The organism is Mesorhizobium sp. WSM4817 (assembly GCF_055811135.1).
Window position 1 is genome coordinate 60,409 of record NZ_JBVVQQ010000010.1, and the last position, 24,561, is coordinate 84,969.

Consider the following 24,561-nt stretch of genomic DNA (forward strand, 5'->3'; position numbering starts at 1 on the left):
AGCCTTGACGATGATGCAGATTTTCGGTGTCGCTGGCTTTGGCGCGCTTGGCGTGCTGGTCACATTGACCACCTTGTCGTCCGCCGCCCTGGCACAGTCTGCGCCCACCCCAGCCGCACCGAAGACCGAAACCTTCGGCAACTGGTCCACCACTGTCGACGAGATCGATACCGGTGAGGATCTGCGCAAAACCTGCGTCGCCTCGACCGCCTTTCTCGACGCGAGCGGTACCAGCGGCACGCTCACGCTTGCCATCTCGAACGGGGATGCACTGCCGCCCAATGGCTATCCGACCCTCGTCATCGCCATGAAGAACAAGGACTTGCCGACTGGCGAGAACATTCCGGCGGTGTTCGGCGATGGCAACGGCAAGGTCAAGGCGACCGTCGATGCCATGGCCGGTGCCGGCGGAAAATGGATGTTGAACAACAAGCCCGAGATCAGCCTGGCGCTGCTGCGTGCCATGCGCCGCGCCAGCGCGCTCGACGTCATATTCGCCGACACGCCGGTCGCGACCGTATCGATGGACGGCTTCACCAAGGCCTATCGCAGCCTCGGCGTGTCATGTGGGTTCCCGACTGCTGACGTCGCGCCGTAATCGGCCGGTATTGCCGTTGATGCTGGCAATTTTCCCCGCACCTCGCTATCTCTGAGGCGCGACCCGATACTTTGCCATCGCGGCAAAAACCTCTAAGCCTTCGCTCCACGAGAATCGCGAACACAAGGCTGCCCATGCGCTGTCCCTACTGCCAGTCCGAAGATACGCAGGTGAAGGATTCGCGCCCCGCCGAAGACGGCGCGGCGATCCGCAGGCGGCGCGTCTGCCCCGATTGCGGCGGCCGCTTCACTACCTTCGAACGGGTGCAGTTGCGCGACCTCGTTGTGGTGAAGAAGTCCGGACGCAAGGTGCCGTTCGACCGCGACAAGCTGCTGCGCTCGGTCGAGATCGCGGTGCGCAAGCGCAATGTCGATCCGGAGCGCATCGACCGCGCGGTGACCGGCATCGTGCGCCAGCTCGAAAGCTCCGGCGAGACCGAGGTCGCCTCGGGCGAGGTGGGCCGCCTGGTCATGGAGGCGCTGAAGTCGCTCGACGACGTCGCCTATGTGCGCTTTGCCTCGGTCTATCGCAATTTCCGCGAGGCCAAGGATTTTCACGACGTGCTGGGTGAACTGAAAGGTGACGAGCTCAAGGAAGAGGACGCCGGCTGAGCATGGCAATGCGCAGCCAAGCCGAGCAAGAGGTTCTTGATCGCCGCTTCATGGCGGCGGCACTGAGGCTGTCGCGGAAAAACGCCGGGCGGACCTCGACCAACCCTTCCGTCGGCACGCTGATCGTGCGCGACGACGGCGCCGGGCCGATGATCGTCGGCACCGGCGTCACCGCTGTCGGCGGCCGGCCGCATGCCGAGACCGAGGCGCTGGCCGAGGCCGGCGAACTCGCACGCGGCGCCACCGCCTATGTCACACTGGAGCCCTGCGCCCACCATGGCCGCACCCCGCCTTGCGCCAGCGCACTGGTCAATGCCGGCGTCGCGCGGGTGGTTGGGGCTGCGAGCGACCCCGATCCACGCGTGTCCGGCAACGGCTATGCGATCCTGCGTGTCGCCGGTGTCGAGGTGGTCGAAAAGGTGCTGGTGGCCGAAGCCGCAGAGCAGATGGCCGGCTATCTCATTCGATCTCTGAAAAAACGTCCGGAAGTGATCCTGAAACTTGCGCTTTCCAGCGACGGCAAGATCGGCATGGAAGGCGCGGGGCAGGTCTCGATCACCGGCGACATCGCCCGGCGCGAAGTCTATCTGATGCGCGCCGAAGCCGACGGCGTACTGATCGGCATCGGCACGGCGCTGGAGGACGATCCGGCGCTGACGGTGCGGTTGCCGGGGCTGGAGAACCGCTCGCCGGCGCGCATCGTGCTCGACCGCCAGATCAGGCTGCCGGAGACGTCGAAACTGATAGTCGGCGTCGACCGAGTTCCGCTTTACGTCGCCGCCTGTGCCGAAGCCGATCCGCATCGGCGCGCCGCGCTCGAACGCGCCGGCGTGCGCTTCATCGGCACCGAGACGTATGAAGGCGATATTGCGCTGCCGGAGTTGCTCGAGGATCTGGCCGCACTCGGCATGGCGAGCGTGCTGGTCGAGGGTGGCGCCAAGGTGGCCAAGGCCTTCCTCGCCGAAGGGCTGGTCGACCGCATCGTGCTGTTCCAGGGGCAGGAGCCGATCGGCAAGCGCGGCATTGCATCGCCCATCGACGCCGATCATATCCCGGCAGGATTTCGCAAATTGCGCGACATGCGTTTCGGCGAAGACAGCTACGCCGAGTGGATAAGACCATGATCCCAAAAAGTGGGAACCGCTATTTGGACAAGAACATGGTTAGACTGAAAGACATGATCCCGAAAAGTGGGAACCGGTTTTCGGAAAAGATCATGGCCAACCAAGAAGACAAGATCTGATGTTTACCGGGATTGTCACCGATGTCGGCACCGTCGCTGCCGTCAAGCCGCTGAGAGAGGGCGTCGGCTTGCGCATCGACACCGCCTATGACCCGCAGACGATCGCCATTGGGGCTTCGATTTCCTGCAGCGGCGTCTGCCTGACGGTGACGGCGCTGCCGGAAAGCGGCGCCAACGCGCGCTGGTTCGAGGTCGAGGCCTGGGAAGAGGCACTCAGGCTGACGACGGCCATGGGCTGGAAATCCGGCACCAGGATCAATCTGGAGCGGGCGCTGAAGATCGGCGACGAACTCGGTGGCCACATCGTTTCAGGCCATGTCGACGGCATGGCCGAGATCGTTGCGCGCAAGGAGGAGGGCGATGCCGTGCGCTTTACGCTGGAAGCGCCGCGCGACCTGGCCAAATTCATCGCACCCAAGGGCTCGGTCGCGCTCGACGGCACCTCGCTTACCGTCAACAAGGTCGACGGCACGCGCTTCGACGTGCTCTTGATCCATCACTCGCTGACCGTGACCACCTGGGGCGAACGTGATGTCGGCGACCGCGTCAATCTGGAGATCGACACCATGGCCCGCTACGCGGCGCGCCTGGCGGAGGCCGCGAAAGAGGGGCTTTGATGGCCCTGCCGGAGAGCGGCGTGGATTCATACGGTTGTCTGAACAGGACGAGCACCTCGGATCTGATTAGCGCCTTGTTCCGTTCCGTTGGCGCTGCCCCTCACCCGCCTGCCGGCGACCTCTCCCCGTAAACGGGGCGAGGGGCGATTTCATCGATGGTTTCGCCAATCACCAGCGTTGCAAGAAGGGCGCCGGCGATGCGGCCAGCCTCTTTCGCCCGTTTACGGGGAGAAATGCCCGGCAGGGCAATGAGGGGCAGCGCCGGCTTCGGAGGAAACCAATGAAACCAATAATCAGGCACGTCCGCATCTCGACCAATCTTCTGCTTGCGATCAAACCGGCTTCGGCCTAAGTCACCGGCGATCCCGGAGACATCTATGGCTGGCACATCCCAACACGGCAAAGCGTTCATTCGCCCGAAGAAGAAGGCCCACCTTCTTGTCATCGAGGCACGCTTCCATGACGACCTTGCCGACGCGCTGCTCGAAGGCGCGACAAGCGCGCTCGAGGAAGCTGGCGCGACATACGACGTCGTCACCGTTCCGGGCTCGCTCGAAATTCCCGCAGTGATTTCCTTCGCCCTCGACGGCGCCGCCGAAGGCGGGTCGAGCTATGACGGCTTTGTCGCCCTCGGCACCATCGTGCGCGGCGACACCTATCATTTCGACATCGTCGCAAATGAATCGAGCCGTGCCCTGATGGACCTGTCCGTCCAGGAAGCGGTCTGCATCGGCAACGGCATCCTGACCACCGAAAATGACGAGCAGGCCTGGACGCGGGCCAGGCGTTCGGAAGGCGACAAGGGTGGCTTTGCCGCGCGTGCGGCGCTGACCATGATTGCGCTCAAGCAACAGTTGGGAGAGCGGTCGTGAGCGAACCCGCATCGCCCGGCCAGCCCGCGGTGCGCCACGCCAACAAGCGCGGTGCAGCCCGTCTGGCCGCCGTGCAGGCGCTCTACCAGATGGATGTGGCCGGCAGCGGCGTCTTCGAGATCACCGCCGAATACGAGGCGTTCAGGCTCGGCAAGGAAGTCGACGGCGCGCTCTATCGCGAGGCCGACGCTCAATGGTTTCGCGCCATCCTCGCCGGCGTCGTCGAGAACCAGAAGACGATCGATCCGATCATCCGCCAGGCGCTGACCGAGGACTGGCCGTTGTCCAGGCTCGATTCGACGCTGCGCGCCATATTGCGCGCCGGCGTCTACGAGCTGATGAAGCGCGAGGACGTGCCGGTGGCTGTCATCGTCTCGGAATATGTCGATATCGCCAAGGCGTTTTACGAAGAAGACGAGCCGAAGCTGGTCAACGCGGTGCTCGATCGCGTGTCTCGCCGGGTGCGCGGCGAAGGGCGTGGCAAGGACGCTTCATGACGGCCGTCGCTATCGCCGAGGCCGGCAGGGAAGCGCGCCGCACGGCGCTCATCCTTGCCGCTTCGCAGGCGATCATCGGCTCGGCCGCACCCATCGCCATTTCCGTGGGTGGGTTGGCCGGATATTATCTGCTCGGCTCCGACAAGTCGCTGGCGACGGCGCCGATCACCGGCTTCAACGTCGGCGTGGCGCTCGGCGCCCTGCCGGCCGCAGCCATCATCCGCCGGCTCGGCCAGCGCGACGGCTTCATGACCGGGACGATCGTCACTGCGCTCGGCGGTCTGGTCGCCACGCTGGCGCTATTTCAAGCCAGCTTCTGGCTGTTCGCCTTCGGCCTGCTGGTGATCGGCATCGGCGGTGCCTTCGTCCAGCAATTCCGCTTCGCCGCCGCCGACAACGCGCCGGCTGAATTCAAGGCGCGCGCCATCTCCTTCGTGCTGGCCGGCGGCATCGTCACCGCCATTCTCGGGCCGCAGATCGTCATCTTCACCCGCGAATTGTTTGCTCCGGTGATGTTTGCCGGCTCGTTTGCCTCCATCCTGGTGCTGGCGGCGGTCGGCGCTGCCATCCTGTCGTTGCTGCGCATCCCGGCCAGGGCGACGGGCAAAGCGGAAATCGCCGACAGCGACGCGCGGCCGCTCGCCGAGATCGTCACCAGGCCGCGTTTCGTTGCGGCGCTGTTTTGCGCCGTCGGCAGCTATGCGCTGATGAGCTTCGTCATGACCGGCGCGCCGCTAGCCATGGTCGGCTGCGGCCTGTCGACGGACGACGCCACGCTCGGCATTTCCTGGCATGTCATGGCGATGTTCGCGCCGAGCTTCTTCACCGGCTCGCTGATCTATCGCTTCGGCGCCGAACGGATTGTCGCAACCGGCCTTGTGCTGCTGATCGGCTGCGCCGTGGTGGCGCTTTCGGGCCTGGCGCTGTGGCAGTTCTGGACGGCGCTGATCCTACTCGGCCTTGGCTGGAATTTCGGCTTCATCGGCGCCACCGCCATGGTCGCCGACAGCTACCGGCCATCGGAAAAGGCCAAGGTCCAGGGTTTTCACGACTTCGTCCTGTTCGGCTCCGTCGCCTTCGCCTCGCTGATGTCGGGCGCGGTCTACAACGCCTGGGGCTGGGAGATGCTGAACTGGATCATCTTCCCGGTGACGGTGCTGTGCTTCGTGGCGCTGGGCGTGCTGAAGATGACCGCGCGGCCGACCAGCTCATGACCCCGAACCGAAGGTTCGGAAAGGATCATGCGCAAAATCCAAAGTGCTTTAGTGACATGACGCTGTCGGGATCAGACAGCAGCGGATTCACCCGCATCCGAACAAAATTATTGCCCCCATCCCCCTTCTTATGAAACCGTGTGCCCCGACGGGGCATTGAAGCCATGCTCATATGCGGCAGCCGCAGTCCGGTTCTCAGCAAGGGATTTGTGAAATGTTTTCAGTCAAGGTTCTGGCCGGCGCGGCACTGGCGCTCGGCATCTCCGCGGCCTCGGCGAGCGCTCAGGTTGTCGTGTCGTCGAAGATCGACACCGAAGGCGGCGTGCTCGGCAACATCATCCAGCTGGTGCTGAACGCCAACAGCATCCAGACCACCGACCGCATCCAGCTTGGCGGCACCCCTGTGGTGCGCAAGGCTATCACCGCCGGCGAGATCGACATCTATCCGGAATACACCGGCAATGCCGCCTTCTTCTTCGAAAAGGCCGACGATCCGGTGTGGAAGGATGCCGCCAAGGGCTATGAAACGGCCAAGAAGCTCGACTACGACGCCAACAAGATCGTCTGGCTGTCGCCGTCGCCGGCCAACAACACCTGGGCGATTGCGCTGCGCAAGGATGTCGCCGAGACCAACAAGCTGGCGACGCTGTCCGACTTCGGCAAATATGTCTCCGGCGGCGGCCAGGTGGTGCTGGCGGCCTCGGCCGAATTCGTCAATTCGGCTGCCGCGCTGCCGGCTTTCCAGACCACCTATGGTTTCACGCTTAAGCCGGACCAGCTGATCACGCTCTCCGGCGGCGATACGGCGGCGACCATCGCCGCCGCGGCGAACCAGACCAACGGCGCCAACGCCGCCATGGTCTACGGCACCGACGGCGGCATCGCGCCGTCCGGCCTGGTCGTGCTCGAAGACGACAAGGGCGTGCAGCCGGTCTACCAGCCGGCTCCGATCATCCGCGAGGCGGTGCTGAAGGAGCATCCCGAAATCGAGACGCTGCTGAAGCCGGTCTTCGCCAAGCTCGACCTCGTCACCCTGCAGGAACTGAACGGCCGCGTTCAGGTCGGCGGCGAGCCGGTCAAGGGCGTCGCCGAAGACTTTTTGAAGAAGAACGGGTTTTTGAAGTAGGCCGTTCCCTGTCGTGACGCCGGTGCGAGGCGCGCCATGACCACCCGCCTCGACAAGCTCGGCGTGGTCATCGCCGCGATCGTTGCCTATGCCGCCTTCGCCGCGCCCTTTGCCACCTTGCGCGCCAATCGCATCGTGCCGGGCGAGGCGCGCTCGATTCTTGAAGCGCTGCCGCCGACGTTGGGGCCGCTGCTGCTTGCAGTCGTCGTCGTTGCGGCGGTCGTCGCCTTGCTGAAAACGCCGCTGGTACCGCGCCTGGCCGCCAGCGTGGTCGCGCTTGCCGCACTGGCGCTGCTGATCGGCGTCGCCGGCAGCTTCCTGACGCCTGAGGGCAACAGCTTTGCCCGCATCTCGCCGGCTTCGGGTTTCTGGCTGCTCATCTTCGCCTTTACGCTGTTGCTCGCCGATGGGCTGACGAGGCTGAACCTGTCGCCATCGGCGCGGATCGGCGTGCTCGTCGTCGCGGCAGCGGCGATCGGCCTGCTGCTGGTCTCGGGCAGCTGGAACAGTCTGTCGATTCTCAAGGAATACGCCAACCGTGCCGACAGTTTTTGGGCCGAAGGCTCCAAGCATGTGACGCTGGCGCTGGGCTCGCTGGCGGCGGCGGTGATAGCAGGCTTGCCGCTTGGCATCCTCTGCCACCGCGTCGAAAAATTGCGGGCCGGCGTGCTCAACGTGCTGAACATTATCCAGACCATTCCCTCGATCGCGCTGTTCGGCCTGTTGATCGCGCCGCTCGGCTGGGTCGCCACGCATGTGCCCGGCGCGGCCTCCCTCGGCATTCGCGGCATCGGCACCGCGCCCGCCTTCGTCGCCCTGTTCCTCTATTCGCTGCTGCCGGTTGTGGCCAACACCGTGGTCGGTCTTGCCGGCGTGCCGCGCGCCGCCAACGATGCCGCACGCGGCATGGGCATGACCGAGCGCCAGCGCCTGTTCGGCGTCGAATTTCCACTGGCCTTCCCGGTGATCCTCACCGGCATCCGCATCGTGCTGGTCCAAAACATCGGCCTTGCTACCATTGCCGCGCTGATCGGCGGCGGCGGTTTCGGCGTGTTCGTGTTCCAGGGCGTTGGCCAGACGGCAATGGACCTGGTGCTGCTCGGCGCCGTTCCGACGGTGGCTATGGCCTTTGCTGCCGCCATCATCCTCGACGCATTGATCGAAATGACCTCCACCAGGCGACGCGAGGCACAACCGGCATGATCGAGATCGAAGGCATTACCAAGCGCTATGACGCGACGACCGTCGTCGACGACGTGTCGATGGTGATCGAGCCGCGCACCATCGCCGTCATCGTCGGCACCTCCGGCTCCGGCAAGACGACCCTGCTGCGCATGATCAACCGGCTGGTCGAGCCGACCGCCGGCGTGATCAGGCTCGACGGCGCCGACAACCGCTCGCTGCCCGGCTACGAGCTGCGCCGCAGCATCGGTTACGCCATTCAGGGCCATGGGCTGTTTCCGCATCGCACCGTGGCACAGAACATCGCCACCGTGCCGGTGCTGCTCGGCTGGGACGCCGCCCGCATCAAGCGCCGTGTCGACGAGTTGATGACGCTCTACCAGCTCGATCCCCAGGCGTTCGGGCCACGCTATCCGCACGAACTCTCCGGCGGCCAGCAGCAGCGCGTTGGCGTCGCCAGGGCGCTTGCCGCGGAGCCGAATGTGCTGTTGATGGACGAGCCGTTCGGCGCGCTCGACCCGATCATCCGCAACAAGGCGCAGGAGGACCTTCTGGCGATCCAGAAGCGCTTCGGCACCACCATCATCCTCGTCACCCACGACATGGAAGAGGCGGTGCATATGGGCGACAAGATCGCGGTGATGGATGCCGGCAAGCTGGTGCAATATGCCAGGCCCGCCGAGATCCTGGCGAAGCCGGCCAGCGCCTTCGTCGAGACCCTGGTCGGCGCCAGCGAAAAACCGTTCAGGCTGCTGTCGCTCGGCCGGGTGCGCGACGCCGTGGAGACGGGCACCGCCGAAGGCGAGGCGATCCCCGCCGAGGCCAGCCAGCGCGATGCGCTGGCCGAACTGTTGTGGTCGGGACGCCCGGCGTTGCCGGTGACAGGCGCGGATGGCAAGCCGCTCGGCCGCGTGACTGTGGATGGGCTGGTGAAACGCGCGGCGAGGCCGGCATGAAAGAGGCCGGTGTAAAAGCCTGGCTTCCGTCACTGCTCAGGCTTGCCCTGGTGGTGCTGCTCATTGCGTTCGTGACCAATCCGGGTTGGTTCGAGCCGCTGCTGAAGCCGCTGACCGAGAGCAACGCGCCGGCAATCTACAACCAGGGCAGCCTGTTGACGCTGACGCTGCTGCACCTGAGGACCGTGCTGATCGCGACGGTGGCGGCAACCATCGTTGCCGTGGCGCTCGCCATCCTGGTCACCCGGCCGGCCGGCGTCGAATTCCTGCCGCTGTCGCGCAGCCTGGTCAATATCGGCCAGACCTTTCCGCCGGTGGCGGTGCTGGCGCTGGCCGTGCCGGCCGTCGGCTTTGGCGAGAAGCCGACACTGATCGCGCTGTTTCTCTACGGCCTGCTGCCGATCTTCGAGAACGCGCTGACCGGGCTGACGACGCTGCCGGCCAATGTGGTCGAGGCGGCGCGCGGCGCCGGCATGACCGGCTGGCAAAGGCTGGTCAAGGTCGAGCTGCCGCTCAGCGCGCCGATCATTATCGGCGGTATCCGGCTTTCGGTGGTCATCAGCCTCGCCACCGCGACGATCGGCTCGACCGTGGCGGCCAGGACGCTCGGCGAGGTGATCATCGCCGGTCTGTTGTCCAACAACCTCGCCTTCGTCCTGCAGGGCGGCCTGATCGTCGCCGCCCTTGCCGTGCTGATCTATGACGGGCTGTCGGCGATCGAGCGCTATACCGCACGCCGCATGGGGCAGGAGACGGCGTAATTAGCAAAACTCAGATATCGCCTTCGCTCATCTCGGCCAGCGCCAAGAGATGTCGCAAGAGTCCTGTTTTGAGCGGCCTGTTGCCGTGTACCGGGATCGAAAGGCGCACGATGCTGCCTTCCTTGCCGTAGATGTGATGACTGCCGGCAACACGCAAAAGCTTCCAGCCTTGCCGCTCGATGGCACGCGCAAGCTCCTTGCCGGAAATGGACTTCAAACAGCGATTTCCATGACCCGGCCGGGTTCTGAAGTGAAAGATAGCGGCTCTACCGAGAGGCAGGCTTCGATTGCTTCACGCAAGTTCTCGACAAGTTCGTCCAAGGTTTCACCCTGGGTCGCGCAGCCGGGAATTGCCGGCACTTCGGCCCAGTAGCCACCTTCTTCGGCTTCGTGAATGATCGCCTTGAACTTCATCGGTCATCTCCAACTCCACCCTGAAGATAGGCTGCGCCGCCGATATTTGCAAAGCTGCATGAGCGCTGTCTGTCTGCAAGTTCTGCCTGCCTGATCAGGCTCTCGACGGGTGTGGCAGTCCAACGTCTGCAACGGTTAGCAGAAGTCTTTCATGTTCTACATGACCATGCTGGCGGTGCCGATCTTCGCCGTCAGGCTGGACTGCGACCTGCGCAAAGGCTGACAACCGCCAGCCGATTTCAATCGATCTGATCGGGTGGCGGCGCTGGCGAGCGTGTTGCCGCCCATTGCTTTTGGGCGAAGGCCGGGGCTTTTGAGCGAAAGCCGGGGCTTTTGAGCGAAAGCCGGGCAAAAACCGAACAATATCTTGACGTTCGCAGCCCTGTTTCGCATAAGCCGATGCGAGGGGAGCGGATTCGGCGCGCGGAATCCGCTCCCTGTCTCAACGGCCCAGGGAGGGGTTCTTTTGGGTCATCAATCGAGGAAAATCCGGCAATGACCATAATTTTAGCTGTCATCGCCTGCGGTCTGCTTTCAGTCCTTTACGCCATCTGGGCGACAAAATCGGTCCTCGCGGCCGATCAGGGCAATGCACGCATGCAGGAAATTTCCGCGGCCATCCGCGAAGGCGCGCAGGCCTATCTGGCGCGCCAGTACACCACCATCGCCATCGTCGGCGTCGTGGTCCTGCTGCTCGCCTGGTGGCTGCTTTCGATCACCGCCGCCATCGGCTTCCTGATCGGCGCCGTTCTGTCGGGCGCCGCCGGCTTCATCGGCATGCACGTCTCGGTGCGCGCCAATGTGCGCACCGCGCAGGCGGCCTCCAACAGCCTCGCAGCCGGCCTCGAGATCGCCTTCAAGTCGGGCGCCATCACCGGCATGCTGGTCGCTGGCCTGGCCCTGCTCGGCGTCTCGATCTATTATCTGATCCTCACCCAATTCATCGGCCTCCAGCCCAACGACCGCGTCGTCATCGACTCGCTGGTTTCGCTCGGCTTCGGCGCCTCGCTGATCTCGATCTTCGCCCGTCTCGGCGGCGGCATCTTCACCAAGGGCGCCGACGTCGGCGGCGATCTCGTCGGCAAGGTCGAAGCCGGCATTCCCGAAGACGATCCGCGCAACCCGGCCACCATCGCCGACAATGTCGGCGACAATGTCGGCGACTGCGCCGGCATGGCCGCCGACCTGTTCGAGACCTATGCGGTGACCGTGGTCGCCACCATGGTCCTCGCCGCCATCTTCTTCGGCGGCACCGCCGTTCTCAGCGCCACGATGCTCTATCCGCTGGCCATCTGCGGCGCCTGCATCCTGACCTCCATCGTCGGCACCTTCTTCGTCAAGCTCGGCTCCAACGGCTCGATCATGGGCGCGCTCTATAAGGGCCTGATCGTCACCGGCCTGCTGTCGATCGTCGGCCTCGGCATCGCCACCTCGGCAACGCTGGGCTGGGGCGAGATCGGCACGGTCGCCGGCATGGCCATCACCGGCGCGAACCTGTTCATCTGCGGCCTGATCGGTCTCGCGGTGACCGGCCTCATCGTGGTGATCACCGAATACTACACCGGCACCGACAAACGCCCGGTGAACTCCATCGCCCAGGCCTCGGTCACCGGTCACGGCACCAACGTCATCCAGGGCCTTGCGGTCTCGCTGGAATCGACGGCACTTCCGGCGATCGTCATCGTCGGCGGCATCATATCGACCTACCAGCTCGCCGGCCTCTACGGCACGGCGATCGCGGTCACCACGATGCTCGGCCTTGCCGGCATGATCGTTGCGCTCGACGCCTTCGGCCCGGTCACCGACAATGCCGGCGGCATTGCCGAAATGGCCGGCCTGCCCAAGGAAGTGCGCCAGTCGACCGATGCGCTCGATGCCGTCGGCAACACCACCAAGGCGGTGACCAAGGGTTACGCCATCGGTTCGGCCGGTCTCGGCGCGCTGGTGCTGTTTGCGGCTTACTCCAACGACCTGAAGTTCTTTGCCGCCAATGGCGACAAATACCCTTACTTCCAGGGCATGGGCGACGTCTCTTTCGACCTCTCCAACCCTTATGTCGTCGCCGGTCTGATCTTCGGCGGTCTGATTCCGTATCTGTTCGGCGGCATCGCCATGACGGCTGTCGGCCGTGCGGCGGGCGCCATCGTCGAGGAGGTGCGCAAGCAGTTCCGCGAGGATCCGGGCATCATGGCCGGCACCTCGAAGCCGAACTATGCGCGTGCGGTCGATCTTCTGACCAAGGCGGCGATCCGGGAAATGATCATTCCGTCGCTGCTGCCGGTGCTGGCGCCGCTGGTCGTCTATTTCGGCGTGCTGCTGATCTCGGGCTCCAAGGCGTCCGCCTTTGCAGCACTTGGCGCCTCGCTGCTCGGCGTCATCGTCAACGGCCTGTTCGTCGCCATCTCGATGACCTCTGGCGGCGGCGCCTGGGACAATGCGAAAAAATCGTTCGAGGACGGCTTTACCGACAAGGACGGCGTCAAGCATCTCAAGGGCTCCGAGGCGCACAAGGCCTCGGTGACCGGCGACACGGTTGGCGATCCCTACAAGGACACCGCCGGGCCGGCAGTCAACCCGGCGATCAAGATCACCAACATCGTCGCCCTGCTGCTGCTGGCCGTGCTCGCGCACGGCTGAGGCGGCTTGGCCTTCCGAGGCCGAGATCCACAACCGAACCCGCGGGAGCGATCCCGCGGGTTCGTCTATTTTGGACGTCCAGCATCAGGGAATTGACGCCCGTGACAGCTCCAAAAGCTCGCGTTCAAGTCGTCTGCGGCCCGCAGCCTGCGACAATGGCTTTCTGTCTCAAAACAAAAACCCGCAGGATCGCTCCCGCGGGTTTTCGGTCGCCTGAGATGTTGCTGCTTCCCCTCGAAGTTAAAAGAGGGGAAGCAAAAAAAGGATGAGAAGCCGATTCTGCCGGGATTGATCAGGTGCCGGGCGAGGCGCCGCCGCCGCCGGGGAGGCCGGGCGCCAGCTTGCTGGCGCCGCCCATGATCTGGCTGAGGAAGTTCTGGTCCTTGCCGCCGGTCGGCGTGGTCCGCGAGATGAAATCGAACACCTTGCCGTCCTTCAGGCCGTAATTGGCGATCTGGGTAACGCGCCCGTCCTCGCCGAAATAGACGGCCAGCACCTTCTGGTCGACCAGCCTCGGCTTGTCGAAGGCGACGTAACGCTTGCGCGTCTGTGAGATGTAGTAGAAGGCCTCGTTGTCGAAAGTCGCCTTGGTCGACGGGGTGCCGAGCGCCAGAAGCACCTGTTCGCGGCTCGAGCCGACCGGCACCAGGTCGATTGCCTGCTGGTCGATGACGTAGCCCTGCGTCAGCGTCTCGCTCGGATTGAGATCACCGATCATCTTCGACGAGTTGCAGGCGCAAAGCGCCGAAGCGACCACCAGCAGCGAGATCGCGCCGGCGGATCTCGGAAATGCGGACCTGGGCAGAAAAGTCGATTTGATTTTCAGCGCGCGCAACTACAACTCCATTAGCTGGCCGCAACTTGCGCTGGGCCGCAAAACCGGTAAACCAGCTTGCTCGCCGATGCAACAAGGCCAATTCAAACAAACGGTCCCCGGGAGACCACCCTCAATGTTCCAACGCCTTTTTGGTCGCGAACGTCACGCCAACCGCGCTATCACCGAGGCGCTTTACGCACAAATCGTGGCAGCGGCGCGGCAAACCGTGTTTTATTCCGAGTGGGATGTCCCGGACACGCCGCTTGGCCGCTTCGAGATGCTGTCCCTGCACATGTTCCTGTTCCAGCACCGGCTGCGCGGCGAGGGTGGTGTTGCCGGGGAGGTCGCGCAGGTGCTGATCGACGAGTTCTTCATGGATGTCGAGCATTCGCTGCGCGAACTCGGCATCGGCGACGTTGGCGTGCCGAAGCGCATGAAGAAACTGGCGAAGATGTTTTATGGCCGCACCGCCGCCTATGACGATGCGCTGGAACGAAACGACCATGACGCACTCGTCGCGGCGCTTGCCCGCAATGTCAGGCCCGATGCCGGCACCTGGCCGCAGGCGGCGCATCTGGCCGGCTACGTCGCCGATGTCTCCAGGCGACTCGCGGAACAGCCGACCGAATGGATTGTTTCCGGCACTGTGGCATTCCCCGCGGCCAAACCTATTTAAGAAAACAAGCCTATTTAAAAGGAAAATATGAAACACGCCGATTCCCAGAGCCCCGATCGCCAGAGCCCCGTGTCCTTCGTGGCCAACGTCGCCCGGCTGCCGCAAAAGGGACTGCCGGTGCTGATCGAGGCCGACGCCGCGCAGCGCGCCGCGCTGGCAGGCGAGCACGAGTTGCTGTCGGTCGAGAACTATCGCGCCGAACTGCTGGTGGCGCCATGGAAGCGCAACGGCGTCAAGGTCAGCGGCCGCGTCGAGGCCGATATCACCCAGGCCTGCATCGTCACCCTGGACCCGATCGAGGCGCATATTGACGAGGCGGTCGACGCACTGTTCCTGCCGGAGCAGTCGAAGCTCGGGCGGCAGGGTTTCGAGGGCGGTGGCGAGATAATGCTCGATGCCGAAGGGCCGGACAGCCCGGAAACATTTTCCGGCAATTCAATCGATGTCGGGGCGCTCGCCGAACAGTTCTTTGGACTGGCGATCGATCCCTATCCGCGCAAGCAAGGCGTTTCGATGGAGGCTGCCGACGATGCCGGGACTGCGGAAAGCGAATTTCAGCAAAAGCTGCGTTCCCTGCTGGGGAAATCCTGAAAACCCGACCCAATCGGAGAAAGCCGGTTGTGCGGCAGCCCAAAAACGCTATTTTCGCCGAACCTTCGCGAGCCCCAAACCCGTTGCCAGCGCCAGGCGCTCGCTCAAGCAAACTGTGAGATGAACACCGCGTGATCAGGATTTCCATCGATGCCATGGGCGGCGATCACGGACCAAGCGTGGTCATCCCGGCGCTCATGACGGTCGCGACCCGGCGTCCCGACATCCGCTTCGTCATCTATGGTCGCGAGGAGGCAGTGCGCCCCGAACTCGCAAAGCTGCCCAAGCTGGCGGAAGTCAGCGAGTTCGTCCACTGCGAGATAGCAGTCCGGATGGACGACAAGCCGAGCCAGGCGCTGCGCCATGGCCGCTGGAAGTCGTCGATGTGGAAAGCGGTCGAGGCGGTCAAGGCAGGCACTGCCGACGCCTGCATCTCGGCCGGCAACACCGGCGCGCTGATGGCGATGTCGCGATTCTGCCTCCGCACCATGGCGACCATCGACCGTCCGGCGATCGCGGCGCTGTGGCCGACATTGCGTGGCGAAAGCGTGGTGCTGGACGTCGGCGCCACCATCGGCGCGGATGCGCATCAACTGGTTGATTTTGCCATTCTGGGCACTGGCATGGCGCGCTCGGTTTTCGGCATCGAACGGCCGAGCGTCGGTCTGCTCAATGTCGGCGTCGAGGAGATCAAGGGCCAGGAAGAGGTCAAGGAGGCGGGCCGCATGTTGCGCGAGGCCAACATGGCCTCGATGAACTACCATGGTTTCGTCGAGGGCGACGACATCGGCAAGGGCACGGTCGACGTGGTCGTCACCGAAGGATTTGCCGGCAACATCGCGCTGAAAACGGCGGAAGGCACGGTACGGCAGATCGCCGGTTACCTGCGCGCCGCGATGGACCGCACGCTGATGGCCAGGATCGGCTATGTATTCGCCAAGGGCGCCTTCGATCGCCTGCGCGAAAAGATGGATGTCGGCCGCTCCAACGGCGGGGTTTTCCTGGGTCTGAACGGCGTCGTGGTGAAAAGCCATGGCGGCGCCGATTCGGACGGCTTCGCGGCGGCGATCGAGCTTGGCTACGACATGGTGCGCAACAATCTGCTCGATCGCATCGAAGCCGATCTTGATCTGTTCCATGCGCGCAATCCGCATGCCCAGACATCCAGGAAATCCGACGTCGTTGCCGACGCAGAGGAATAGGAAAGAGCCTTGATCAGATCAGTCGTGCGCGGCACAGGCTCCGCGCTGCCCCGCCGCATCATGAAGAATGCCGATTTCGAAGGCATGGTCGAGACGTCAGACGCATGGATTGCCCAGCGCACCGGCATCCGCCAGCGCCATATCGCGGCCGACGACGAGACGACGGCTTCGCTCGGCGAGGCGGCGGCGCGCGCAGCCCTCGACAATGCCGGCCTGACGCCGGCCGATATCGACCTGATCGTGCTGGCGACCTCGACTCCCAACAACACCTTTCCGGCGACCGCCGTCGACATCCAGAACCGGCTCGGCATGCATCACGGCTTCGCCTTCGACATGCAGGCGGTGTGCTCGGGCTTCGTCTACGCGGTGACGACGGCCGACCTCTATATCCGCGGCGGCCTCGCCAAACGCGTGCTGGTGATCGGCTCCGAAACCTTTTCGCGCATCCTCGACTGGAGCGATCGCTCGACCTGCGTGCTGTTTGGCGACGGCGCCGGCGCGATGGTGCTGGAAGCAGGCGAGGGGGCGGGCGGCATTGCCGACCACGGCGTGCTGGCTGCCAGCCTGCGCTCCGACGGGGCTCACAAGGACAAGCTGTTCGTCGACGGTGGAGCGTCGACCACCGGAACGGTGGGCCATCTCAGGATGGAAGGCCGCGAAGTGTTCAAGCACGCGGTCGGCATGATCACCGACGTCATCGAGGCGACGTTCTCAGCTGCCGGGATCACCGCTGAAGATCTCGACTGGTTCGTGCCGCATCAGGCCAACAAGCGGATTATCGACGCTTCCGCCAGGAAGCTCGGGATAGCGGAACAAAAGGTGGTGGTTACCGTCGATTTGCACGGTAACACTTCGGCTGCTTCGGTGCCGCTGGCGCTGTCGGTGGCGGTCGCCGACGGCCGCATCAAGAAGGGTGATCTGGTGCTGATCGAGGCGATGGGCGGCGGCTTCACCTGGGGCGCGGTCCTGGTTCGCTGGTAAGTGCCGAACGGACCGGTTCGGTCCTTGACCTTGCCGGATCAATTACTTAGGCTCTATCTTTGCTTATATAGAGTTATGTTTTTTGAGCTGATGGGGACGGTTCGCATGGGGGGAAAGACACTTACGCGCGCCGATCTTGCTGAAGCCGTTTATCGCAAGGTTGGCCTGTCGCGTACTGAATCGGCCGAGCTCGTCGAAGCGGTTCTGGACGAGATCTGCGAGGCGATCGTTCGCGGCGAGACGGTGAAATTGTCGTCGTTCGCAACCTTCCATGTCCGCTCCAAGAACGAGCGCATCGGGCGCAACCCCAAAACCGGCGAGGAAGTGCCGATCCTGCCGCGCCGCGTGATGACCTTCAAATCGTCGAATGTGCTGAAGAACCGCATCCTGCGCGCGCACCAGATCAGCAAGGCCAAGGGCAGCAAATAGCGCCTGCGCTTCAAAGCCCGGTTGAAAACGGTCGCCTGCTTTGACGCCGGGCTTGAATATTGTTTCATAAACCGCTGAAATAAGGCTCGATTCGGCAGGACAAGCCGGATCGGAATGACTCTTTGTTGAGCATGATCCTGGCCGAAAACCGTTTCCCACTTTTCGGGACCATGCTCCAGCGTGAGGATTTCGCCCATGGACAAGAGCCCCGACGCTTTCCGCACCATCAGCGAGGTCGCAGAAGATCTCGACCTGCCGCAGCATGTGCTGCGTTTTTGGGAAACGCGCTTCAACCAGATCAAGCCGATGAAGCGCGGCGGTGGCCGCCGCTACTACCGGCCGCAGGATGTCGAACTGATCAAGGGCATCCGCCACATGCTCTACGATCAGGGATACACGATCAAGGGTGTGCAGAAGCTGTTGCGCGAGAACGGCAATCATTTCCTGGTCGCCATCGGCAATGGCGACATGGCGGCCGTCGAGGCGATCTCGCAGCGCCGGCAGGCCGATGCGGTGCCGTTGACGCCGGCGGCCCAGCCGCGCGGCGCCGATGACGAGATGCTGGTCGGCGAGCCCAAGGTGAAACCCAGCCGGCGCTTTTTCGGCCTGGGCAAGACCGAGGAAGAAGGCCCGGTGCAGCCGGGCACGTCGAAACTCTCGCGCGACAATCGCGCTTTGCTGCAGGAGGCGCTGTTCGACCTTCTGGAATGCAAGCGCCTGCTCGATCAGGTGCGCTAGCGCATGGCCCCGGGATAGCGACTGCATAGAACGTCACGCCGGTCGCATGAATCGCTTCTGACGCGATGCGCTCTGGGCCCCGATCGGTCGCGGCAAAAACCGGAACCGGTTTTGCGATCGTGCGTTCCTTCGCAAAAGAAGGAAGCCTGTCATGGTATCATTTTCGACCCTCTCCGACATCGATCTTGAAAAACAGGTCGCGGCTCTCTCCAGGGAACTGGCGGCGTTGAGGAAAGCCGTTTCCAGGCGCGGCAGCGCCTATTACGAGGACGGGCGTGACACCGCGTCGGACTATTACTCGGACCTCGCCGAGCGTTTCAGTGACGCTCTGCCTGCGATCAGGAGGCATGGCAGGGTGATAGAGAAGACAGCCCGCGATCATCCCGCGACAGCCGCCGCAGTCGGTCTGGTTGTGGTCGGGCTCGTCGCCAGCCTGTTCCTCAGCCGCCAGCAGAAAACGTCGCGGACGAGATCGAGATCGGCACGTTGAGCCAAGAAAATGGCGGCGCGGACGGCCGCCATTTTCGTTGACCAAAAGGTCGATCAGGGCGCGAGCTTGAGCTTGTTCTTCGGGCTGGCCTGCGCGGTCTGGCTGCATTTGCCGTAGACGGTGCCGTTGGAGTCGGTGGCGTCCGTATAAGTACCCTTGCAGTCGAGCTGCAGCACCAGGCAGTGACCCGCGCCCTTGCAAACCGCGCCGCCGCCGCTCGGATGCGTGCCGTTGGCGAAGGCCGAGCCCGGCAGTGAAATCGAGCCGAAGGCCGAGACGACGATGGCAGCGGCGATCGACAGGCGCTTGAAGTTCGAGATGTTGGTCATTTGAGCATTTCCTTCTCTTGATCGAGGATCGCCGTGACGGCGTCCTTCGGGTTGGGACCGCCTTTGTGGCGTCCATGCCGTATTGGTGCGGCCCGGAGACAAAAGGTTCACGCGTCGGTTCAAGAAAATTCGCAACCCCCTGACGCGTTCTGCGTGCTCAGGCTCCCGCCGCTGAGATTCGACCCGCTCAAAACGGCTGACGGGCCAGCGACAGCCACTTGACAGGGAGCGGCTCAGAACCGTCGAACAATTCGGCGACCGGCCAGTCAAAGACCCCGATCGGGGTGAAGGTCCCGTGCCGGTGCCGCCGAGGCCTGTGCCGGGCTGCGCCGATCGGAATCACGATGCCGTGACGGCGTTTTTGGCGCTTGGCAAATCACCATCGAGAGGGCATTCTCTGCGCCGTCTCAGGCAACTTCTTGATTTGATCAAACTCTTTAAATCCACGGAGTTGCCAAATGCCCCAAATAGCAACAAGCGAAGCTTTTTCCGAACTGTCGGCGACCGAAGCTGCGCCCGACCACAGCGCCCTCAAGGCCATCCGAGAAACCAGGGGATACAGCATGGAAGAGCTGTCCCTGACGTGCGGACTGTCGGTCGATGAGATCGCGGACATCGAGAACGGCAGGAATGCCGATGTGTCGAAGCTCAAGCGAATAGCCTCTGCGCTCCGGCTTCCGGAAAGCGCGCTGATCGATACAGCCGCGCTGACACAATCCGTGGAAAATCCAAGACCCGTCTCATAGCAGCGACGCCAGAGGATCAAGCCAAACAAGCGAGCTGTGTACTGGATTTGAAGTTCCTGAATGCTGACGACATCCACCAGAGCAGGAACTTCAAATCCACCATGCCGGGCATCGGCGTGATGGCCGCCGAATTCGGTTGACCCGAACCGCGTTATCACGATACATCGCGACCGGTCCGGAGTGTAGCGCAGCCCGGTAGCGCACTTGACTGGGGGTCAAGGGGTCGTCGGTTCGAATCCGGCCACTCCGACCAAATAAAACAACGACTTAGCCAGCATCCCCCAAATTGGCTATACGAAAAATAGCCATGCTGTAGCCAGCACAACAAAAAGCTCCCGCCGAAGCAGGCCTTTTCGTTTCGGGTGCGGTGCGGTCAGGCCAAGCCCGATGCATGCGCCAGACAAATCACCTCCGCCACGACGTTTCATCGCCTGACCGCGCCGGCCGAGACAGGGCGCAATGATTGCGAACTCTCGCCGCGTGTCGCGATCGATGTCATTATAACGGCCTCCGCTTGATTAGATCATTTCCTCGCCGAGCGCTTCGGAGTATGTTTCTTTCCTGACTTTCGACCTAGGCAGAGGTTCCACGGCGGCAGGCGCTGAGCGCACTGATTTGACTATGCGAATAGACCGCCTCGGCCAGACCCCCACATCTGTGGAAACAGCAGACCCTTCTTTTTGAATTCGAATGTAAATCGGAGGAAACTTGTCCTGCTAATAAGCGCTGAACCGTCGTCTTTCGTTGACGAACAGCGTGAAGAACCAGAGCGGTCGAGAACTTGGCGGGAACGTCCCAAAAGCCCAACAGCGGACACGAGGGCTCTGTTTGATGAGCGTGACGCACACAGTGACACTGGTTCATGGGACTTTCGCCAAGGATGCGGCATGGCTCAAAGAGGGCACGAAGCTTAGAGACGCAGTCGCTGCCCGCTTCGGACAAGGCTGCATTATCGAACCGTTCGGCTGGAGTGCTGAGAACACCAATCATGCCCGGACGGCTGCTGGACGGGCACTCGCAGAACGACTGCGCCATCTGACTGATACCTATCCGTTGGCCACTCACTCCATCATTGCCCACAGTCACGGTGGAAACCTAGCCGCCTACGCGGTACGTCAGGTTCCGTCCGTCGCGTTTAATGTGATCACCTTAGGGACGCCATTCATCACGGCCCGCAAGCGAGATCTGATGCCAGCTACTCATCTTTACAACTGGTTCACGGCCCTTTTATTCGGTCTCATAGTTGGCTTCTGTTATTCATTAGTATTTGTCTACGACGAATATGATTTCGTTCTACTAAACTTTTGGGCACCAGTGGTTGTCAGCGGAGTAGCATTTTCAGTTGTGCTGGGTGCGTTCAGTTGGGTTCTTGAAACACGCATTTTGGCGACGAGTGAAATTCGTCAGCAAGAATACATTGAGCAAACGGCCGCCATAGCGGGCCATCCAAACCACTTCTTCGCAATAACGGTTGGCGGAGACGAAGCGAGGGCGGCGCTTTTTGTTGTCGATATACTTGGTGAATTTCCAGCACGGTTAGTCTCCGGGATCACGTCGGTTGGAGAGATGCTGGGAGTGGTCGCGGAGAGTTTGGCCCCATTTGACGGTTACGTAGGGGTGGCCTCAGTCATTCCTGGGCTGGGCCTCATTCAGCTAGCTTTTCGATCGCTCATTCTGTCCTGCCTTATAATACCTGTTGGGTTGGCTATTATTTGTTTACCAATATTATTGCTTTCTTCAATTCGCCGCGCTGCCTACTGGGACGACTCTTTAGTTAACCATTTTCTAGTACGAGCTTACTCCTCGCCACGACCCATGACCATCATCCCAGATGACGGTGACGACGGGTTCATATTCGAGTGGGAGAGCGGTCTCCTTCGTGAGAGGCGATACCCGCGCAATGGATCGGTCATCACCTCCCTGTATCACGGCATTTTACAGCATTCATCGCTATATCAGAGAGAGGACGTGATACAGGATATTTGCACGTGGGTATCTAGTCCTGAACCTTGGAATCATCCGGACTTTGTGGGGGAGCGAAAAGAACGTTTTCGGCTTGGGCCTAGGTAGAGGGCGACGCTACAGAATAAGGACGCCGTGCTCGGCCGTGGCAAAGTTTTCCGTGATGCTTTCTCCTAGAAGAACAGCGCCTCTTCCGACGCGGTTTCATACATTGACAGGCCAGAGGCGCCAGCCACAGCCCGACCACTCGACATGATGGCAGCAAACCGCAGGATCAATACGATCGGCGCTACGGGCCTTATTCGGACGCCTGTTGCCCGACTGATCGGTCATCATAACTGTATTGCTTACAGACCACCGCAGCAGCGGATTGCCACCGTGGCAAAAGCGCCGAGTAAGCATGAGCTGTTCGAAGTCATCGACAGGCTTGGTGTAGTTCGCGAGCGTCTGCGGAAAGGCTGCAACGGGGATGCCGTCCGCGTCGAGGTTTTCCATAATCTCGCGTGCTAGATACTGGTCAAAGGCGACTTCTTGGACGTCGAGGAGGCCACATAAAAAGCGGATATGATCCTCGACAATGCCGCGGTCCACGATGTCGCCAGGACAGGCCGTAAGGTAGCCCTGTTCCGCCCAGAGTGGGTAAGGTGCGCTGTCGTTATCGGCTCGCCGCCTTATGCCTTCCTCTGGCGCAAATGACTGGACATGCAGTGCATAGCGGCCGTCGTCTAGCTCGATACAAGCAGCGACGGCGCAAAGGTCCGTCCGCTTCGCAAGATCGACGGCCAGCCATGCGCGCTTGCCCTTAAGCGAGTGAAGGTCATACGCTTCGTCGTTCTGGTCCCAAATCGCAAGATCCCATTCGGGATTAGCCGCGCCATCCTGCCAGATATTGAGATGTAGTTGTTGGAACATGGCACGGTCGGCTGGCCGGTGTTCGGCCTCGCGCACCATCTGGCGCATGCCGTCGATGTCGGGATAAGGCGGCACGGATGTCAAGCCAGGGTTAACCCTGCGCCACACCGACTCGTCACGCCAATCCTCGTCCTTGTCTGCCTCAAACAGGATCGGCAAGAACGCTTCGTCTTCGATGGCGCCAGACGCGACTTGGCGCGCATATGCGTACATATCATAAGCGATGTTCTCGCGGCCGATGCCTGCCGTAGTGGTGACCACCAACAAGCTGCCTGACGTCTTCACCAAGCCCTGTTTTGATCGCGTCCCAAAGGTCACGCTTCTTCCATGCATGAAGCTCGTCCACGAGCGCGAAGACGGGCGTTCTGCCGTGAGCCGTTGCTGCGTCAGCAGACATCGCACGATAGAATGCGCCGCTCTTCCGATGGGTAATACGGTTCTTCGTATCCTGAATCTGGAACGCTTCTTCAAGGCGAGGATGCACCCGAATGATGCCGGTCATTTCCTCGAGCGCAATGCGGGATTGATCCCGGTCGACGGCCGCTGATACGACCTGGCTACGCGGAATGCGCTCCGGTCCAAGGTGCAGCATGGCCAGAGCCGCGCCAAGCGTGGTCTTACGGTTACCTCCAGGGATTAACGCGAAGACGGTCTTGATGCGGCGGGTACCGTCCGGTTTGGTGTCGCCGTAGACTCGCCGGATGATGCGCTCCTGCCAGCCGTCCAACTGGAAAGCATTTCCCGGAAGATTTGATTTGGGGTGGCGCAGCGCTCGGATGAAACGGACGGCCGCTTCGCCTTTACCGCGCGGGTCGGGGAGTTGTGAGTCATCTAATATCCACGCATTAGATGTCTCCGAGATCGTCGGCGTCGTCGTTTCCAATTGCGCCTCCCTTGTTCTTGCTCCTTGAAGCTGGTGCCAAGCCAAGGGCGTCCGCCAAACGCGCGAGCGTCGCGTGGTATTCCTTCAAGAGAGTGGTCTCCGGTCTGCGCTTGGTCTCACCGGATGGCGAGATCATCGTTAAACCAAGCTCCGCTATTGCGGCCTCACAGACGCCGATATGCGCCACGACACGGCAATAGGCATCGACAAGGGACAACTCGTGGTCGGCAATCTTGCGCTGCTCCACCAAGACACCAAGCACCTTGCGCCATGCTCTTGCAGCACGAACAGGCATGTCTTTAGGTGCCGCTGGCACCTTCGATAAGGCGCCGTCGAGTGCTGTAACTGTCGCCTTCCGTCCGCGCATTAGAACGACCATTCCCTGTATTCTGAAAGGATATCTCCGACGCCATAGGGGATTGGCGTAGCCCTATCGCCGTAGAGCGCGGCCTCCCGCTGCTCGTATTGTTGGGCGGCAAGCTGCAGGATGACTTCCCGCAATGGCATCGGAACGTCTGCTGCTTCGTCGCCGTAGCCAGCAATGAAGCGAACACGCACCGCGTTCATGGTTGCCATTGTTGACGGCCAGCCGGCATCGCCAGGGGCTATCCAACCGGGATCGCTTGCTGTGTCAACCGCGTAGGCATCGACGGCAAGCGTAGTCTCCAGTCCGGTGGTGGCGTCAACGTATTTGACCGACGTCACCGACTGCAGAGGACCCTTGGGAATCTGTATCGGGCCGCGCGGAAAGCCATCAAGAAATAGATCGTAGGTGGTCGAGACGCTTCTCGACATACTGGCGCGCCGATACGCCCTTGGCCTCGAGCAATGCGTCGTCGTCGTTATGGTCCACACGGGCATGTGCCTTAAGCTCCGCAAGCGTCATCGGCTCGTCGGCTGGTGCCGTAACAATGACTAGTGCCATGGGTCTAAATTCCTATTTTCGATTTGTTGCCACTGCATGCAGCAGTGCGAAGGCATAGGCCAATGAGTCCCCGCACGCCGTTTTGCTGACAGCCTGTCTTTCGGCCCGGGTCCAATTCGCCGCTGAATCCCCAATTCCCTGAAATAGGATTT

28 protein-coding genes, 1 tRNA gene and 1 pseudogene are annotated in these 24,561 nt (G+C 62.3%); 21 read left to right on the forward strand and 9 right to left on the reverse strand.

Annotated elements, in window-relative coordinates:
* The first annotated feature begins 13 nt into the window (after positions 1–13).
* The 11 genes from AC0L2K_RS15635 to AC0L2K_RS15685 all read left to right on the forward strand — a co-directional run bounded on the left by AC0L2K_RS15635 (position 14) and on the right by AC0L2K_RS15685 (position 9,677).
* The gene (locus AC0L2K_RS15635) at positions 14–598 is read left to right on the forward strand and encodes an invasion associated locus B family protein (protein WP_473531822.1); all 585 of its coding nucleotides are present in this window, start codon (positions 14–16) and stop codon (positions 596–598) included.
* Between the two features lie 134 nt (positions 599–732).
* Complete coding sequence (gene nrdR / locus AC0L2K_RS15640; RefSeq protein WP_023798407.1) at positions 733–1,209, forward strand: transcriptional regulator NrdR; 477 nt, start codon at positions 733–735, stop codon at positions 1,207–1,209.
* A gap of 2 nt (positions 1,210–1,211) precedes the next feature.
* On the forward strand, positions 1,212–2,333 hold the full coding sequence (ribD, locus tag AC0L2K_RS15645; RefSeq protein ID WP_473531733.1) for a bifunctional diaminohydroxyphosphoribosylaminopyrimidine deaminase/5-amino-6-(5-phosphoribosylamino)uracil reductase RibD: 1,122 nt from the start codon (positions 1,212–1,214) through the stop codon (positions 2,331–2,333).
* 118 nt (positions 2,334–2,451) lie between these two features.
* On the forward strand, positions 2,452–3,069 hold the full coding sequence (locus AC0L2K_RS15650; protein ID WP_473531734.1) for a riboflavin synthase: 618 nt from the start codon (positions 2,452–2,454) through the stop codon (positions 3,067–3,069).
* 377 nt (positions 3,070–3,446) lie between these two features.
* A complete protein-coding gene (gene ribH / locus AC0L2K_RS15655; protein ID WP_036263097.1) occupies positions 3,447–3,941 on the forward strand; it encodes a 6,7-dimethyl-8-ribityllumazine synthase in 495 nt (164 codons plus the stop codon).
* The gene (gene nusB / locus AC0L2K_RS15660; RefSeq protein WP_023798402.1) at positions 3,938–4,438 is read left to right on the forward strand and encodes a transcription antitermination factor NusB; all 501 of its coding nucleotides are present in this window, start codon (positions 3,938–3,940) and stop codon (positions 4,436–4,438) included. Before ribH ends, nusB begins: the two co-directional genes overlap by 4 nt.
* A complete protein-coding gene (locus AC0L2K_RS15665) occupies positions 4,435–5,652 on the forward strand; it encodes an MFS transporter (RefSeq protein WP_473531735.1) in 1,218 nt (405 codons plus the stop codon). The genes nusB and AC0L2K_RS15665 overlap by 4 nt, the downstream gene beginning before the upstream one ends.
* 214 nt (positions 5,653–5,866) lie before the next feature.
* Complete coding sequence (osmF, locus tag AC0L2K_RS15670) at positions 5,867–6,778, forward strand: glycine betaine ABC transporter substrate-binding protein OsmF (protein ID WP_473531736.1); 912 nt, start codon at positions 5,867–5,869, stop codon at positions 6,776–6,778.
* A gap of 36 nt (positions 6,779–6,814) precedes the next feature.
* Positions 6,815–7,981, forward strand: coding sequence for an ABC transporter permease (locus AC0L2K_RS15675; protein WP_236389698.1), 1,167 nt, complete (start codon positions 6,815–6,817; stop codon positions 7,979–7,981).
* Positions 7,978–8,916 carry an ABC transporter ATP-binding protein gene (locus tag AC0L2K_RS15680; RefSeq protein ID WP_473531737.1) on the forward strand — a complete coding sequence of 313 codons (939 nt, stop codon included), beginning with the start codon at positions 7,978–7,980 and terminating at the stop codon, positions 8,914–8,916. Before AC0L2K_RS15675 ends, AC0L2K_RS15680 begins: the two co-directional genes overlap by 4 nt.
* Positions 8,913–9,677 carry an ABC transporter permease gene (locus AC0L2K_RS15685; RefSeq protein WP_473531738.1) on the forward strand — a complete coding sequence of 255 codons (765 nt, stop codon included), beginning with the start codon at positions 8,913–8,915 and terminating at the stop codon, positions 9,675–9,677. The genes AC0L2K_RS15680 and AC0L2K_RS15685 overlap by 4 nt, the downstream gene beginning before the upstream one ends.
* A gap of 10 nt (positions 9,678–9,687) precedes the next feature.
* Here AC0L2K_RS15685 and AC0L2K_RS15690 read toward each other — a convergent pair whose 3' ends face one another.
* Both AC0L2K_RS15690 and AC0L2K_RS15695 read right to left on the reverse strand, forming a co-directional pair.
* Positions 9,688–9,894, reverse strand: coding sequence for a type II toxin-antitoxin system HicA family toxin (locus AC0L2K_RS15690; RefSeq protein WP_473531739.1), 207 nt, complete (start codon positions 9,892–9,894; stop codon positions 9,688–9,690).
* Entirely contained in the window at positions 9,891–10,091 is a 201-nt protein-coding gene (locus AC0L2K_RS15695; RefSeq protein ID WP_473531740.1) for a type II toxin-antitoxin system HicB family antitoxin, read from the reverse strand. The genes AC0L2K_RS15690 and AC0L2K_RS15695 overlap by 4 nt, the downstream gene beginning before the upstream one ends.
* A gap of 495 nt (positions 10,092–10,586) precedes the next feature.
* On the opposite strand from AC0L2K_RS15695, the gene AC0L2K_RS15700 reads away from it, so the two are divergent.
* The gene (locus AC0L2K_RS15700; RefSeq protein WP_128169988.1) at positions 10,587–12,728 is read left to right on the forward strand and encodes a sodium-translocating pyrophosphatase; all 2,142 of its coding nucleotides are present in this window, start codon (positions 10,587–10,589) and stop codon (positions 12,726–12,728) included.
* Between the two features lie 292 nt (positions 12,729–13,020).
* On the opposite strand, the gene AC0L2K_RS15705 is transcribed toward AC0L2K_RS15700, so the two are convergent.
* Complete coding sequence (locus AC0L2K_RS15705) at positions 13,021–13,563, reverse strand: outer membrane protein assembly factor BamE (RefSeq protein WP_473481812.1); 543 nt, start codon at positions 13,561–13,563, stop codon at positions 13,021–13,023.
* A gap of 115 nt (positions 13,564–13,678) precedes the next feature.
* Between AC0L2K_RS15705 and AC0L2K_RS15710 the strand changes: the two genes are divergently transcribed.
* From AC0L2K_RS15710 to AC0L2K_RS15740, 7 genes are all read left to right on the forward strand, one after another.
* Positions 13,679–14,221, forward strand: a complete 543-nt coding sequence (locus tag AC0L2K_RS15710) for a ubiquinol-cytochrome C chaperone family protein (protein ID WP_473531741.1) — start codon at positions 13,679–13,681, stop codon at positions 14,219–14,221.
* Positions 14,222–14,248: 27 nt separating this feature from the next.
* Positions 14,249–14,812, forward strand: a complete 564-nt coding sequence (locus tag AC0L2K_RS15715) for a YceD family protein (RefSeq protein ID WP_023798390.1) — start codon at positions 14,249–14,251, stop codon at positions 14,810–14,812.
* Positions 14,813–14,943: 131 nt separating this feature from the next.
* A complete protein-coding gene (gene plsX, locus AC0L2K_RS15720; protein WP_128183722.1) occupies positions 14,944–16,014 on the forward strand; it encodes a phosphate acyltransferase PlsX in 1,071 nt (356 codons plus the stop codon).
* A 9-nt stretch (positions 16,015–16,023) separates the two neighbouring features.
* On the forward strand, positions 16,024–16,995 hold the full coding sequence (locus AC0L2K_RS15725) for a beta-ketoacyl-ACP synthase III (protein WP_023798388.1): 972 nt from the start codon (positions 16,024–16,026) through the stop codon (positions 16,993–16,995).
* Positions 16,996–17,100: 105 nt separating this feature from the next.
* Positions 17,101–17,424, forward strand: coding sequence for an integration host factor subunit alpha (locus AC0L2K_RS15730; RefSeq protein WP_023798387.1), 324 nt, complete (start codon positions 17,101–17,103; stop codon positions 17,422–17,424).
* A 195-nt stretch (positions 17,425–17,619) separates the two neighbouring features.
* Entirely contained in the window at positions 17,620–18,162 is a 543-nt protein-coding gene (locus tag AC0L2K_RS15735; RefSeq protein ID WP_023798386.1) for a MerR family transcriptional regulator, read from the forward strand.
* A 151-nt stretch (positions 18,163–18,313) separates the two neighbouring features.
* Positions 18,314–18,652 carry a hypothetical protein gene (locus tag AC0L2K_RS15740; RefSeq protein ID WP_023798385.1) on the forward strand — a complete coding sequence of 113 codons (339 nt, stop codon included), beginning with the start codon at positions 18,314–18,316 and terminating at the stop codon, positions 18,650–18,652.
* 53 nt (positions 18,653–18,705) lie between these two features.
* On the opposite strand, the gene AC0L2K_RS15745 is transcribed toward AC0L2K_RS15740, so the two are convergent.
* Both AC0L2K_RS15745 and AC0L2K_RS15750 read right to left on the reverse strand, forming a co-directional pair.
* Entirely contained in the window at positions 18,706–18,981 is a 276-nt protein-coding gene (locus tag AC0L2K_RS15745) for a hypothetical protein (protein WP_473531742.1), read from the reverse strand.
* Between the two features lie 376 nt (positions 18,982–19,357).
* Entirely contained in the window at positions 19,358–19,885 is a 528-nt protein-coding gene (locus AC0L2K_RS15750; RefSeq protein ID WP_473531743.1) for a hypothetical protein, read from the reverse strand.
* 18 nt (positions 19,886–19,903) lie between these two features.
* On the opposite strand from AC0L2K_RS15750, the gene AC0L2K_RS15755 reads away from it, so the two are divergent.
* A tRNA-Pro gene (locus tag AC0L2K_RS15755) sits at positions 19,904–19,980 on the forward strand.
* A 578-nt stretch (positions 19,981–20,558) separates the two neighbouring features.
* Positions 20,559–21,797 (forward strand): esterase/lipase family protein, encoded by a 1,239-nt coding sequence (locus tag AC0L2K_RS15760; protein WP_473531744.1) that lies wholly within the window; start codon positions 20,559–20,561, stop codon positions 21,795–21,797.
* A gap of 96 nt (positions 21,798–21,893) precedes the next feature.
* On the opposite strand, the gene AC0L2K_RS15765 is transcribed toward AC0L2K_RS15760, so the two are convergent.
* The 4 genes and pseudogenes from AC0L2K_RS15765 to AC0L2K_RS15780 all read right to left on the reverse strand — a co-directional run bounded on the left by AC0L2K_RS15765 (position 21,894) and on the right by AC0L2K_RS15780 (position 24,409).
* Positions 21,894–22,862, reverse strand: coding sequence for a terminase TerL endonuclease subunit (locus AC0L2K_RS15765; RefSeq protein ID WP_473531823.1), 969 nt, complete (start codon positions 22,860–22,862; stop codon positions 21,894–21,896).
* A complete protein-coding gene (locus AC0L2K_RS15770; protein ID WP_473531745.1) occupies positions 22,816–23,484 on the reverse strand; it encodes a terminase large subunit domain-containing protein in 669 nt (222 codons plus the stop codon). Before AC0L2K_RS15770 ends, AC0L2K_RS15765 begins: the two co-directional genes overlap by 47 nt.
* Complete coding sequence (locus tag AC0L2K_RS15775; RefSeq protein WP_473531746.1) at positions 23,447–23,863, reverse strand: phage terminase small subunit P27 family; 417 nt, start codon at positions 23,861–23,863, stop codon at positions 23,447–23,449. The genes AC0L2K_RS15770 and AC0L2K_RS15775 overlap by 38 nt, the downstream gene beginning before the upstream one ends.
* A pseudogene (locus AC0L2K_RS15780) lies at positions 23,851–24,409 on the reverse strand (head-tail connector protein). Before AC0L2K_RS15780 ends, AC0L2K_RS15775 begins: the two are co-directional and overlap by 13 nt.
* Positions 24,410–24,561: the final 152 nt, after the last annotated feature.